The organism is Caulobacter segnis (assembly GCF_029543125.1).
Classification (GTDB): domain Bacteria; phylum Pseudomonadota; class Alphaproteobacteria; order Caulobacterales; family Caulobacteraceae; genus Caulobacter; species Caulobacter segnis_D.
On record NZ_JARQWW010000003.1, the window covers coordinates 441,232 to 455,137 of the forward strand.

General features: G+C 66.6%; 8 protein-coding genes. 2 read left to right on the plus strand and 6 right to left on the minus strand.

Translation table 11 applies throughout. The annotated features are described in order from the left end of the window. Positions 1-8: 8 nt before the first annotated feature. Positions 9-1,454: a glycoside hydrolase family 28 protein gene (locus P7B02_RS11240; protein ID WP_277786433.1), complete on the plus strand. Its 1,446-nt coding sequence runs from the start codon at positions 9-11 to the stop codon at positions 1,452-1,454. Between the two features lie 22 nt (positions 1,455-1,476). Further along, positions 1,477-3,855 carry a pectinesterase family protein gene (locus P7B02_RS11245; RefSeq protein ID WP_277786434.1) on the plus strand — a complete coding sequence of 793 codons (2,379 nt, stop codon included), beginning with the start codon at positions 1,477-1,479 and terminating at the stop codon, positions 3,853-3,855. On the opposite strand, the gene P7B02_RS11250 is transcribed toward P7B02_RS11245, so the two are convergent. The 6 genes from P7B02_RS11250 to P7B02_RS11275 form a co-directional block, all read right to left on the minus strand. Beyond that, positions 3,852-5,264, minus strand: a complete 1,413-nt coding sequence (locus P7B02_RS11250) for an efflux transporter outer membrane subunit (protein ID WP_277786435.1) — start codon at positions 5,262-5,264, stop codon at positions 3,852-3,854. The genes P7B02_RS11245 and P7B02_RS11250 overlap by 4 nt on opposite strands. Continuing rightward, entirely contained in the window at positions 5,261-6,403 is a 1,143-nt protein-coding gene (locus P7B02_RS11255; protein ID WP_277786436.1) for an efflux RND transporter periplasmic adaptor subunit, read from the minus strand. Before P7B02_RS11255 ends, P7B02_RS11250 begins: the two co-directional genes overlap by 4 nt. Further along, a complete protein-coding gene (locus P7B02_RS11260) occupies positions 6,396-9,563 on the minus strand; it encodes an efflux RND transporter permease subunit (protein ID WP_277786437.1) in 3,168 nt (1,055 codons plus the stop codon). The genes P7B02_RS11255 and P7B02_RS11260 overlap by 8 nt, the downstream gene beginning before the upstream one ends. A 577-nt stretch (positions 9,564-10,140) precedes the next feature. After that, positions 10,141-12,876, minus strand: a complete 2,736-nt coding sequence (locus tag P7B02_RS11265) for a hybrid sensor histidine kinase/response regulator (RefSeq protein WP_277786438.1) — start codon at positions 12,874-12,876, stop codon at positions 10,141-10,143. Between the two features lie 2 nt (positions 12,877-12,878). Continuing rightward, positions 12,879-13,511, minus strand: coding sequence for a chemotaxis protein CheX (locus tag P7B02_RS11270; RefSeq protein ID WP_277786439.1), 633 nt, complete (start codon positions 13,509-13,511; stop codon positions 12,879-12,881). Beyond that, entirely contained in the window at positions 13,511-13,891 is a 381-nt protein-coding gene (locus tag P7B02_RS11275; RefSeq protein WP_277786440.1) for a response regulator transcription factor, read from the minus strand. The genes P7B02_RS11270 and P7B02_RS11275 overlap by 1 nt, the downstream gene beginning before the upstream one ends. Between the last annotated feature and the right edge of the window lie 15 nt (positions 13,892-13,906).

The following is a 13,906-nucleotide window of genomic DNA, read 5'->3' on the forward strand; positions in this document are numbered from 1 at the left end:
CCGTCGCCATGCGTAACTCCTCCACTTCTTCGGCCCAGTCCAGCCGCCGCGCGTTCCTGGGCGCCGCGGGTCTCGGCGTCGTCGGCGCGGCCTTGGCCCCGGCCATCGCCAACGCTCAGAGCGCCAAGGGCCCGACGCCGCCGGCTTTGCCCGCCGCGTTCAAGCCGGCCAAGACCGGTGTGCGGATCGACCCCCGCGATTGGGGCGCCAAGGCGGACGGCAAGACCAACGACACCCATGCCGTTCAGCAGTCGCTCGACCGCTGCGCCGTGCTCGGCGGCGGCGAGGTGGTCCTGAGCGGCGGGACCTTCCTGGTCGGTGCTGTGCGCATCGGCTCCAACACCACCCTGCGTATCGAGGAAGGCGCTGTGTTGCAGGGCTCTTCCGACGTGGCCGACTACCCGGTAATCCAGGTGCGCTGGGAGGGCCGTTGGGTGCCAGGCTATATCGGCCTTGTCTGGGCTCAGGACGCCAAGAATGTCGCCATCACCGGCAAGGGCAAGATCCTGGCGTCCAAGGATATTCACAAGCGCCTGGAGGAGAAGACCGGCCTGCGCCATCCGGCGCTGCTGGAGTTCGTCGAGGTTCAGGGCCTCAGCGTCACCGACGTGTGGACCGAGCAGAACGACATGTGGTCGATCCACCCAGTCTATTGCGAGGACGTGATCTTCCGCAACATGACGGTGAAGGGCGCGGCCGACGGCATCGACGTGGACTCCTGCCGCCGCGTGGTCATCGACAAGTGCGATTTCGACACGGTCGATGACTGCATCTCGCTGAAGTCCGGGCGCGGCATGGAAGGCAACGTCATCGCCCGGCCGACCGAGGACGTGACCATCACCGATTGCGTGTTCCGCGACCGCCGGTGGGCCTGTATCGGCATCGGCAGCGAGACGTCGGCCGGCATTCGCCGCGTGCTGGTGGAGCGCTGCAAGTGCCTGGCCGCCCACACCTTCGCCATCTACATCAAAAGCCGGCCGGGCCGGGGCGCCTTCATCGAGGACATCGTGATGCGCGACCTGGAGGTGGAGAACGCCGGCTACGGCTTCCTGCGCTTCAACTTCCTCGACAGCGGCAAGCAGGACCAGTTCCCGGTGCCGGGCATGGACGGTGTTCCGACGGTCCGCAACTTCGTCTTCGAGCGCATCACGGTCAAAGACGTGCCGGTGCTGGTGGAGGGCGTTCAGGTCCATCCCGACAAGCCGCTGGACGGCTTCGTCTTCCGGGATGTGAAGGGCACGGCGGGCCGTGGCATCACCCTGGCCAATGCTCGCAACGTGACGCTGGAGAACATCAATGTGAACGTCTTCAGCGGCCCCAAGCTGGCCGTCGACAACGTCACGGGCAAGGGGCTGGAGGGGGCGGCGCGGCTGATCCCCACCGAGCGTCCCGCGCCGATCCCGGCGCCGGCGACGCCCTATCGGCTGGGCATGACGACCGGCCGTCCGAACTAGAACGGGTGAGGGGGGCATGCTGATGAAACCAATTGCTGGTCTGAGCTTCGGCCTGCTCCTCGCGCTCGCGCCTGCCGCGATCCATGCCCAGGACACCCTGGTGGGCATGGGCCACATCAATGGCTACACCGGCGTGGTCTTCGACACCCGCAACGAGCGGTACGACTATCTCGTCGACGCCTCGCTGCCTGAAGATCCCGCCGCCCGGCGCTATCGTACGGTCGAGGCGGCTTATGCCGCGGCTCCGGCGGGCACGCCCGGCAAGCCGACGGTGATCGGCATCAGGCCAGACGTCTATCTGCTGCCCGGCAAGAACCTGACGCCGGGCCTCGTCATCACCAAGCCGAACATCACGCTGCTCGGCCTGACCGACGACCGCCGCAAGGTGGTGCTGGCCGACAATCGGGGCAACCAGCAAGGCGCGGGCGTGCTGGGCGCGTCGAACAACGGCTTCACCATGATCGTCGACGCCGACGGCTTCTCGGCGATCAATCTGACGATCCTTAACTACTGCAACACCGACTACGACTATCCAGGCGACCCGTCGAAGAGCCTGAAGAAGCGCTCGGACGTCATCACCCAGGCCGTGGCCCTGGAGGCCAAGGGCGACCGGCACGTCTATTCCCACGTGGCCATCCTCAGCCGCCTGGACACGCTCTTCACCCGCACCAAGCGCTCCTACTTCACCCACGTCTATGTGGAGGGAACCGACGACTTCATCGGTGGCGGCGCGGCCAGCGTGTGGGAGGATTCCGAGGTCCACTTCATCAACGGCGGCGGCGTGATGTGGGCCAGCGGCGTGACCTTCATCCGCACGGTCTTCAAGGCCGAAAAGCCCATGCAGTTCTACAAGATCAGCGGCCCGCCGGTGGCGCTGATAGACTCCGTCCTGCCGAACACCCAGGTGGCCTGGTACGCCTGGAAGGCGCCGGAACACGCAGGCGCCTATTCCCTGACGTACCGGACGCGTCATGTCGACGGTCGGCCGGCGGAGATCATCGACAGCATCGTCGGGTCCGAGCGCCGGGTCCTGTCCCGTGAGCTGTCGGCCGAGGAGGCGAAGGCCTTCAATCCCTGGAACATCCTGCGCGCGACGCCGGAGGGCGTTGAGGACGGCTGGGATCCGGCGGGCGTGCGCGAGAAGCACGCGGGCGAGCAGCCTTCGGTGTTCCGCATGGTCATGAACGGCGAAGCCTCGCGCATCCGCACCGGTGAGAAGGGCGCGGTGCTTTCGGTGAACGTCCAGCCGGCGGCGGCGCAGTCACAGCCCATCCGCTGGTCCACGCGGTCCAAGCTCGTGAAGCTCAGCGCTGTAGAAGGGCGCGAGATCACGGTCTCCGGCGCCAACACGACCGACCAGGTTGAGATGGTGGCGGTCGATGCGATCGCGGCCAACGGCATGAAGGCCACCGCTCATGTCCGTGTAGAGCCCGCCTATGGCCCGTCGCCGACGTTCACCTCCGCGCCAAGAATGTCGTCGCCTTCGGGTGGGGTCCTTTCGGTGAACTACGGCCTGAACCTGTCGCCGCGTCGGCGGGATCAGTCTCTGGTGAGCTGGTCATTGTGTGACGATCGCGCCTGCGGATCATCGCGCCCGGTTGCGGTGTCGCGAGGCGGCGAGCCTCTGAAGCGGCTGCCGCTGACAGCAGGCATGATTGGCGGCTACCTGCGCGCCGAGATCGCGCCGAAGCATGACCTGAGCGAGGCGGGCCCTTCCGTCAGCGTCGTCAGCGCCAACCCGGTTGCTGCGCGCGACGTGTCGGCTGGCGGGGTCGATCCTGACTTCCGCTCCTTCGTCGAAGCCGTTGATTTGCCCCAGAAAGGTGGCCTCTGGTCGCTGACCGGCGCCTGGTCGGTCGTCGAGCCGCAGAGCGACAACGGTCGTTGGGGCCTGCGCGTGGGACCGAAGATCAGCACCGCGATCTATGGCGCGGATCGGCCCGTGGGCGATATGGACCTCACGGTGACCCTGGACCCGGATAAGGGGGAAGGGCAGGGCTTCTCGATCCCGGGATCGCCCGAGGACGCCAAGGGGCCGCGCGGCGACATCCTGTTCAAGTATGATCCGAAGACCCAGACCGGTTATGCCCTGCGCATGTGGCGCACGACCCAGTCGGCCACGGCGACGATGTTCCAGCTTTACCGGATCGTCGACGGCAAGGGTCAGCCGCTGGACGACGCGCAGCAGCTGACGGGCGTCTTCAAGCCATCGACCACCATCAAGATCTCCGTGCGCGGCGACAAGGTCTCCGTTCAAGGGGCCAATACGGTGGACGGCGAGACCTTGAGCCTGGACGGCAGGATCACCCAGAACAGCTTCGGTGGCGGTGGCGTCTACTGGACCGCGTCGGGCCTCGGCGGCTCCACCGTGATCCGACAGTTCAAGATCACCTACCCTTAAGGCGCCGGATCGGCGGCTGGCGTCAGCCCGCCTTGCGCGCGGACAAGGTCCGCGGCCAGGATCAACTGGCGAGTGCGCAGCTCGATCAGGGCGCTTTGCGCGGCCAGCGAAGCGGTCTGGGCGGTCACGACCTCCACATAGTCGGCGGCGCCGTCGCGATACCGATCTAGGGCGATCTCCTCCGCCCGCCGTGCGGCTTCGGTCGCGGTCGTCTGATGGGTGATCTGGGCGGCCATGCGGCGCGCTGAAACAAGATCGTCCTCGACCTCGCCAAAGGCGGTCAGGACCGTCTGACGGTAGTCCGCCGCGGCCTCGTCATATTGAGCCTGGCTGATGCGCACGCCGGCGCGGCGTCGTCCGCCGTCGAACAGGATGGCGGCGGCCGAAAGCGGACCTAGCGCCCAATAGCGGTTCGGCGTCGTCAGCAACTCGCCATGGCTGGTCTGGAAGCCGGCCGCGGCGCCTAGGGTGATGCTCGGAAAGTAGGCTGTCCTCGCCACGCCGATGGCGGCGTTGGCGGCGGCCACGCGTCGCTCGGCCGCCTGGATGTCGGGGCGGCGCTCCAGCACGGCGGAAGGCAGGCTGACCGGCACGGCGGGCGCAGGGGGCTGAAGGCTGGAGGCGGCCAGGCTGAAGACGCCGGGGACCTCGCCGATCAGAATGGCCACGGCGTGCTCGGCTTCGGCCCGGCGTGCGGCCACCGCCTCCACCTCCGCCCGGGCGGTGGAAAGCTGGCTCTGCGCCTGGGCCACTTCGACCCCCGACGCCAGACCGCCATCGTGACGGGTCGAGGTCAGGTCGAAGGCCCGCTGATAGGCTTCGACCGTGACGTCGAGAAGCTCAGCGCGGGCATCAAGGCCACGCAGCTCGAAATAGGCCGCCGCCAGCTGCATCTGCAGCCCAAGCCTTACGGCGGCGAGGTCATGGCCGGCGGCTTCAGCCAAAGCTCTGGCCTGCCGTGACTGGCCCCGGATGCGGCCGAACAGATCGAGCTCGTAGCTCAAGGACGCGCCGACTGAGGCGTCGTTGTAGGTGACGGAGTTGTTCGCCTGGGGCCGGCCGGCCGAAAGCCGGTTCCGTTCCGCGGCCCCCCCCACGCCGATCGAAGGCCAGAAGCCGCCCCGCGCTCGCGCCAGAGCGGCGGAGGCTTCGGTGTATCGGGCGGCGGCTGCGGCCAGGGAGGGATTGGCGCTCTCGATCCGCGCTTCAAGCCCGCTGAGGGTGGGATCGCCAAACATCTCCCACCAGCGATCCGCTGGCGAGGCAACAGCGCCGCCGGCCGGAACCCAGGCGCCGCCTTCCTTGAACGCCTGGCCGATCTGGATGGCGGGCGGCGCATAGGGCGCGGCGATGGCTGGGACCGCGCCCAGCAACAGGCTGGCGGCTAGCAGCGCCGAGCTTAACCTCATTGCTCGGCGCTCTTGGCCAGGCGCACCGGATCGCCGTCCTGAAGCGCTTCGGGCGGGTTGTCGATCACGTCATCCTTGGCGGTGAGGCCCGCGGCGATCTCCACGGTAGCGCCGTGGTCGCGGCCGATTGAGACCTTGCGCAGCACCGCGCGCCCATTGGCGCCGCGCAGCGCCACCTGAGCGCCGTCAGCGCCGATGATCAGAGCGCTGGGGGGCAAGGTGACCGCACTCGCGGCCCCGGTGATGGTGAACTCGGCCTGGGCGAAGGCGCCGGGTTTCAGGGCTCGATCGGCGTTGGCGGCCTGCAATTCGACGAGCACCGTGCCGGACGACGGCTCCACGGCGCCCGCGTCGCGCGTCACCAAGGCCGTAAAATCGCGGCCGGGATATTCGGGCAGGTTGAGCGCCACCTGCTGACCCGGCTTCACCCGCGCAGCGTAGAGCTGCGGCACCCGGACGAAGGCGCGGATTCGGCTGACGTCTGAGACGGTGAAGAGGGGAGGCGACCCCGCCGCTCCTGCCGCGACCAAGGCGCCGATCTGAGCGTTGCGCGTGGTGACGACCCCGTCGAAGGGCGCCACGAGACGCGTGAACCCCATCAGGGCTTCAAGACGGGCCACATTGGCGCGGGCCGCATCCGCCGCCGCGGTCCGGGCGGCCAGATCGCCCAGCTTTTCATCCGCCGCCTGTCGGGACACGGCGTCCTTGGCGACCATGGCGTTCCAGCGCTCGGCGGTCGTCGCCGCAAGCTGCCTGTTGGCCTGGGCCGTCTGCAGCTCGGCGCGTGCGGCGATCAGTTGCTGCTCAACTTCCGGCGCATCGAGGATCGCCAGCACCTGGCCCTCCCGCACGGTCTGCCCGATATCGACCGCCCAACTGCGCACATAGCCGCTCGTCCGGGCATAGATCGGCGCGGTGTTGAGCGCCTGGAGCGTGGCGGGCAGCCGCAGTACATCGCTGGCGTCCGCCGCCTTGGGGTGGATGACGGTAACCGTCGGCACGGCCTGGTCCGCCGTCCAGGCGGCCAGCTTACGCTGCTGGTTCATCCGCAAGGCGACGCCGGTCCCGACGGCCACCACGGCGATGACGCCGGCGATGATCATCCACCGCGTCTGCCGGCTGTTGTCGGGCTTAAGCATCCGCTTGCTCCATAACCGCGCCGGGCTCGCGGCGACGGTTCACGATAGAAAACACGACCGGCACGAACAGCAGGGTCGCGAAAGTAGCGACGATCAGGCCACCGATCACCGCCCGACCGAGCGGCGCGTTCTGCTCGCCCCCTTCACCCATGCCGATGGCCATGGGGGCCATGCCGATGATCATGGCCAGGGCCGTCATCAGCACGGGGCGGAAGCGTACCATGCCGGCCTCCAACGCCGCCTGGACGGCGTTCCCGACCACGGCGAAACGTTCCTTGGCGAAGCTGACCAGCAGCACGGAGTTGGCGGTCGCCACCCCCATGCACATGATCGCGCCGGTCAGGGCCGGCACCGACAGCGTCGTGCCGGTAAGGAAGAGGATCCAGACGATGCCGGCGATGGCGCCGGGCAGAGCCATGATGATGACGAAGGCGTCGAGCCAGCTTTGGAAATTCACCACCACTAGCAGGTAGATCAGCACGATCGCCCCGATCAGGCCAAAGCCCAACCAAGTGAAGGCCGTGCTCATGGTCTGATATTGGCCGCGCAGTGTGACCGTGCTGCCCTTGGGCGCTTCCTTCTCCAGGTCCTTCAGCACCGCCTTGATGTCGTCCGCCACCGCACCCAGATCGCGCCCGTTTGTGGCGGCGTAGATATTGGTCATGTTGGCGATGTTGTAGTGCGAGACCAACGCCGCCGAATTGCTGCGCGTGACCTCGCCGATGCCGCCCAAGAGCTGTGACGTCTGGCCGGCGCCCGTGCCCGTCACCGGCAGATTCATCAGGTCGTCGAGCGTGCTCACCCGATGCTCCGCCGCCTGCGCCACCACGGAATAGGACACGCCGTTCTCCGGGTTCAGGAAGAACACCGGCGCGGTTTGGCCCGTGCCGGCGAGCGAGGTCGCCACGCTGGCGGTGACGTCTCTTTCCGTCAGACCGAATTGCCCGATGCGGCTGCGATCCACGTTCACATTGAGCTGCGGATAGCGCGAGGACTGCTGGATGCGCGCATCGGCGACGCCGGGAATGGCCGTGATACGCCGCAGGATCTTGCGGGCGTAGGCCTCGTTGGCGGCGCTGTTGCGGCCCACGATCTGGATGTCGATGGGGGCCGGCGTGCCGAAGTTGAGGATCTGGCTGGTGATGTCGGCTGGCAGGAAGGCGAACTGCGTGCCGGGGAAGGCGCGGGGCAGTTCTTCGCGCAGCTTGCGGACATACTCCTCCGTCGGCTGATGGCCCTTGGCCAGCTGCACCAGGATGTCGCCGTCCTGCGGGCCGATGGTGCCGGAGTTGTTGTAGATCGCATTGATCGAGCTGACCGGCAGGCCGATGTTGTCGACGATCGACAGCACGTCGTCCTGAGGAACGATCTGGCGGATCTTGCGGGTGATCCGGTCGAAGTGGGCGGAGGTCTCCTCCAGCCGCGACCCCACCGGCGCACGCACGTGGATCGCCATGGCGCCTGCATCCACCGCCGGGAAGAAGTTGCGCCCCAGGAACGGCGTGAGCAGTAGCGACGCCAGCACGACGCCGATGAAGATCAGGGTGAAGGGGCGGGGAGCCGCGAGAATCTTCTCCAGCGCCTGCCCATAGGTCGTGCGGAAGGCCTCGAACCGGCGCTCGAAACCGCGTTGGAACCGCACGAACGGATTGGCCGGCGGCGTTGCGGGATCATGCACGCCCCCATGCACATGCGGCTTCAGCAAGTACATCGACAGCGTCGGCACCAGGGTGCGCGACAGGACGAACGACGCCGCCATGGCGAAGATCACGGCCAGGGCCATGGGTACGAAGAGGAAGCCCGCCACGCCGGGCAGGAAGAACATAGGCACGAAAACAATGCAGATGCAGAGCAGGGACACAAAGGCTGGCACGACGATCTGCTGAGCCCCGTCGAGGATCGCCTGACGAACCGGCTTTCCTTGCTCCAGGTGCCAGTTGATGTTCTCGATCGTGACCGTTGCGTCGTCGACCAGGATGCCGACGGCGAGGCTGAGGCCGCCCAGGGTCATGATGTTCAGGGTATTGCCTGTCGCCGCCAACGCCGCGATGGCAGCCAGAACCGCCAGCGGGATCGAAACGGCGATGATCGCCGTCGAGCGCCAGGAGCCGAGGAACAACAGGATCATCAGAGAGGTGAGGGCGGCGGCGATCACCCCTTCGTGCATAACGGCCTCGACCGCGGCGCGAACGAAGACGGATTGGTCGCCTATGGGAACGATCTTCAGTTCCTCGGGCAGCGTCTCCTGCAGCTTGGGCAGCATGCCCTTGATCCCGTCGACGATGGCCAGGGTCGAGGTCGCGCCGTTCTTCAGGATGGTCACGACGACAGACCGGCCGCCGTCCACATGCACCACGTTGGTCTGTTGCGCCGAGCCATCGCGCACGAAGGCCACGTCGCGCAGATAGATGGTCGCGCCGTCGACCACCTTCACCGGCAGGTCGTTCATGTCCTTGATCGAAGCCGGAGCGTTGTTCAGCTTCACCGCGTACTGGTAGGTGCCGATCTTGGCGAAGCCCGCCGGATTGATCTGCATCTGTGCGGCGATGGCCAGGCTGACGTCCTGGGCTGACAGGCCCTTGGACTGCAGCGCCTGGGGGTCCAGATCGATCTGGACCTGGCGCTGACGCCCGCCGGAGGGAAGGGGGATCGCCGCCCCCGGCACGGTGACGAGGATCGGACGGATCTGGTTCTGGCCCAGGTCGAAGAGCTGGCCTTCCGACATGCCCTTGCCGGCCAGGGCCAATTGCAGGATCGGGACGGTAGAGGCGTCGTAGTTGATGATCAGCGGCGGCTGAACGCCCGGAGGCATCTGACGCAGCACACTTTGCGAGACCGCCGTGATCTGGGCGGTGGCGGTGCGGACATCGGCCCCGGGCTGCAGGAAGACCTTGACCACGCCGATGCCCGGCATGGCCTGGCTTTCCACGTGTTCGATGTTGTTCACCGCCGTGGTCAGGGTGCGTTCGTACGGCGTGATGATCCGGCCGGCCATCTCCTGGGGCGACAGGCCCTGGTACTGCCAGGCGACCCCGACCACGGGCACCTTGATCGCCGGGAAGATGTCGATGGGCGTACGCAGCGCCGCCAAAATCCCGATGATGGTGATCAGGATCGCCATGACGATGAAGGTCAACGGCCGCGTGAGCGCGGTCCTCACGATGGCGATCAAGGAATGAGCCTGTCTACGTCTTGGGGCATGCAACTAAGGACGGCTGACGCCGCAAAAGCCTCACCTGGCGAACTGTCGTGACCTGCATCGTCGTCCCAGCTTCCCCGGTGCGCGAAGCAGTCATCGTATACTATCGTGAACATGTTCGCCGAAACGGCGCCAAAAAATCCTGCAAGCCGCGCGAGCCTCCTTTCACAGAGGCGATTTCGGCGCCCGTCCGCCGGGCGGCCGGACCGCCATACCGCCTCGATCTTGGGCGCCTTGAGGGCTTGCCGGGCGCAATCTAGCGCAAGGCTTCGGGCTCTTCGGGATGATAGCGGCCCGCGTTCGTACTCACAGGAATGACCCTGAGGGCATTTGAGGGAGCGCCATGGGATTGAGACACGCAGCGGGCGCGCCGGCACGCGGAGCTTCATCGCGCCTTGCCGGCGGATCTTGCGAGCACGATGACGTTCCGGTGATCGCTCTCATTGAGATTTGAAGCGACCAGTCAGCAGTTCATCCGGCTGTGAAGCAGCCGGAGAACGTGTGGGCAGCTCATGTGAAGTACGCTGGAGAAGCGTCCTCAATTCAAGGACGGCGCGATCATGGCGCCAATGCGGTGGCCAAGCTCGTCGATATCGAAAGGCTTGGTGATCATCTGCATCCCGGCGTCCAGGAATGTCGTCTGATCCACCGCGGCGAGCGCATAGCCGGTGATGAACAATACCGGCAGGCCGGGGCGGCTTTCCCGGGCGATCTCGGCGAGCTGGCGCCCGTTCAGCCCGGGCAGGCCCACATCGGTGACCAGAAGATCGATCTTGTCCTGGCTGGCGAGGAGGGGCAGGGCGTGGTCGGCGTCGGGCGCCTCCAGCCCGCGATAGCCGAGCTCCTGGAGGACCTGGAGGACGAGCAGGCGCACTGACGGGTCGTCCTCCACCACAAGCACGGTCTCGCCGCGCCCCTGTTGCGGCGTGCCTGCAGGCGCCGACGGCGTCTCCACAGCGCCGCTGTGACGCGGCAGCAGCAGGCGCACGGTGGTGCCCTTTCCTTCGAGGCTGTCGATGCGGACCGCGCCGTTCAACTGCTGCATGTAGCCATAGATCATCGAAAGACCCAGGCCGGTGCCCTGGCCGATAGGCTTGGTGGTGTAGAAGGGCTCGAACACCTTGGCGACCACGTCACGCGACATCCCCATGCCGGTGTCGGAGACTGAAACCTCGACATACTCGCCCGGCTTGGCCGCCTCGGCGGGATCAAGATCGCTTGCGCCAAGCGTGCGGTTGGCGACGCTGATCGCCAGCCGTCCGCCCCTCGGCATGGCGTCGCGAGCATTGATGGCGAGATTCAGGATCGCGCTTTCCAGCTGACTGGGATCGGCGGCGGCGTGCCACAGCTCTGCCGGCAGGCTGGTCTCGACCACGACCTGTTCGCCCATGGTGCGCGACATCAGCTCGCTCATGGAGGCCACAAGCGCCCCGACGTCGGTCGCACGGGTGTCCAGGGATTGCCGGCGCGAGAAGGCGAGCAGGCGGTGGGTCAGGGCGGCTGCGCGCTGACCAGATTGAGACGCCGCCTCCAGGAACCGCTCGGCGTCTTGCGGGCGGCCCGTCTGCAGTCGCTTTCGCACCATGTCGATGCCGCCAAGAATACCGGTCAGCATATTGTTGAAATCGTGGGCGATGCCGCCGGTGAGCTGGCCCACCGCCTCCATCTTCTGGCTTTGGCGCAGCTGGTCCTCAAGCGCCCGTCTCTGGGTCAGATCGCGACCCGAGCCGAAGATCGCGCCGGCTTCACCCGTCACGGTCCAGCTGATCCATCGCCAGTCGCCGTCAGGCCCGAGCATTCGGCAATCAAATTCAGCGGCGATCCCTTGACTGGCGGCGGCGCGCAGATGGCTGCGCGCCGCCTCGGCGTCATCGGGGTGGATGAGCGCGGTGACCATGGCGCCCAGCAGATCGTTGTGGTCCTTACCCAGAACCGTCGACCAAGCGGGATTGAGCGCTGTGAAGCGTCCCTGGTTGGAGGCTACGAACAAGAGGTCGCGCGATAGATTCCAGATGCGGTCACGCTCCTGGGTCCGTTCGACGATGCTCTCTTCCAGACTTTCAGTCAGAATCCGCAGTCTGGCCTCGGCGAGCTTGGCGTCGGTGACGTCGTAGATGACGCCCGTGAAGCTGCCGCCGTCGCCGGCGGCGTGTGCCTGATGCTCGCCGCGAACCGTCAGCCAGCGCTCCTGACCATCATTGGCGCGTCGGATCCGGACAGCCTTCTGAGTGACGTCGGCCTCGCTCCAGTTGCCTATCAGGGGCGGGTCGTCGGCATGAACCAGGCTGTTGATCGTACGCACAGGCAGGCTGTCGGCCGGGTGAAGCCCCAACAAGCGGCAAAACTGCTCTGACACCTCCACGGTGCCAAAGCCGCTCAGATACTCAAAAGTGCCGACGCCGCCGGCCGATTGGGCGACGCGAAGACGCTCTTCGACACGCTTCTGATCAGTTATATCGGCAAGCACGCCCGAGAAGCGGATCGGGCGGTCGCCTTCATCCAGCCATGTGCGCCCACGAGCGGAGACCCAACGAAGGGCGCCGTCCGGGCCGACGATCCGATAGTCGCGTGCAAAGACTTCGGCGCCGTTCATCATCCCGGCCACCGCGATCTTCATGCGCAGAACATCGTCGGGATGCATCGGCTCGTAGAACGCGCTTGCCGGAAGGCCCGCCGCCGCCTTGGCCGGATCAAGGCCGTAAAGAGCGGCGAAACGGACGTCCGCCACCAGCACGTTCGAGGCGATGTCCCATTCCCAGGCGCCGGCGCCGCCCGTGATCGGCCGACCGAGGCGAGCGCCCGTTCCAGCTGCCTCCTGCGGGGGATGAGGTTCTATCTGTTCTGGCGGGATGGGCGACAGGATCGAAAGGTGGAAGGCGGTCTGATCAACCTCGTCGACGAGGCGGGTGACCGCCAGCCGGCACCAGAACGGCGTACCGTCTCCATGGCGCAACTGGATGTCGCTGCGCGCGCTCTTGGTCCTCTCGAGGTCCTCTTCGAGCGCTGCGACGACCGCCGGGTCACTGGCGTCGCTCAGCAGGATGCGCGCGCTCTGGCCGGCCAGATCAACGGCTTTGTGGCCTGTCAAAGCTTCGAACGCGGCGTTGGCGAAGACGATAGGCTCGCCTGTGCGGCTCGGATCGCTGACGCATAAGGCGGCGCCGCTGGCTGAGAAGGCGTCAAACAGCGGGCCGCCGAGGGCGCGCAGCCGCGCGACGGCGTCCGCCTGGCGGGCGGCGTCGCTTTCCTGCACGGGAGCTTCGCTTTGGACCATGGTCAGTCGGCGGTCACACGGGCGATGAAGTCTGCGATCAGTCTCCGCAGGGCCTCCAGGGAGGGCAGGTCCATCAGCATGGCGATGTAGCCACGGATGTCGCGGTCGTTGATCGCGAAGTTGATGTAAAGGAAGAGCACCACACCTTCCTCGCCGGGCTGGGTGCTGCTGTTGAAGAGCACCAGGCCGTCGCCGCGGATCACTTCGGGCAGCGACATGGTCAGGGGCTCCTGCAGCATGTTGGCCATGGTCGCCAAGCAGCTGTTGAGAACCACATTACCGGTCTCGGCCAGGGCTTCTTGCTCCATCTCGGCCGTTTCTTGCGGCGACAGGGCGCCGCCGCTCACCGCGTGAACCAGAGACAAGCTGTTGGCCTGCGGGAAAATCAGCAGGGCCCGCCCGGAGAAGACGCCTTCGAAGTCCTGACGAACGGCGACGAGCTCGCCATGCTCGCGCTCGCGGATCAGGGCGGCGGCGCCAGTACGGCTGACCACCTCGACGGAAGGAACCGAGAGGAGGACCTGTTCGCCGACCATCTTGCGCAGACTGGCGGCGGCGCGGCTGACGCCGATATTGACCAGTTCGGTGAGCGCGTCGCGCTCAAGAACCTCCAGTTCGATCTGCCCCTGCGCCATCACCGGGCGGCCTTGAGGCGCAGTGCGGCGCCCGAGATGAAGCCGCGAAGGCTGTCTTCAGTGACAGGCTTCGGGATGAAGGTCGCATTGGCGGCGCGCGCGCGCGCCACGATCTCATCTTGAATATTGGCGGTCGCGACGGCGATCGGCATCTGCGGATACTTCTCACGCAGCTCCTCGGCCAGAGACAGACCGTCTCGCCCAGGCATGTTGTAATCGATCATGACCACGTCCACCTGCTCGGCGCCGATCACTTGCAAGGCGTCTTCAGCGCTGGCGGCTTCGATGCGGGCCCAGTCGGGCTGCAGGGCGTCGAGCGCCTTGGACACCACGATCCGCGCAAGCTTGCTGTCATCGACGATGAGAACAGTCGTCCCCATGATTTGTTGCTCCTT

Coding starts and splice junctions, on each gene's coding strand:
- P7B02_RS11255 (WP_277786436.1), bottom strand. CDS start 6,403: ATGCTTAAGCCCGACAACAGCCGGCAGACGCGGTGGATGATCATCGCC.
- P7B02_RS11240 (WP_277786433.1), top strand. CDS start 9: ATGCGTAACTCCTCCACTTCTTCGGCCCAGTCCAGCCGCCGCGCGTTC.
- P7B02_RS11245 (WP_277786434.1), top strand. CDS start 1,477: ATGAAACCAATTGCTGGTCTGAGCTTCGGCCTGCTCCTCGCGCTCGCG.
- P7B02_RS11250 (WP_277786435.1), bottom strand. CDS start 5,264: ATGAGGTTAAGCTCGGCGCTGCTAGCCGCCAGCCTGTTGCTGGGCGCG.
- P7B02_RS11270 (WP_277786439.1), bottom strand. CDS start 13,511: ATGGCGCAGGGGCAGATCGAACTGGAGGTTCTTGAGCGCGACGCGCTC.
- P7B02_RS11275 (WP_277786440.1), bottom strand. CDS start 13,891: ATGGGGACGACTGTTCTCATCGTCGATGACAGCAAGCTTGCGCGGATC.
- P7B02_RS11265 (WP_277786438.1), bottom strand. CDS start 12,876: ATGGTCCAAAGCGAAGCTCCCGTGCAGGAAAGCGACGCCGCCCGCCAG.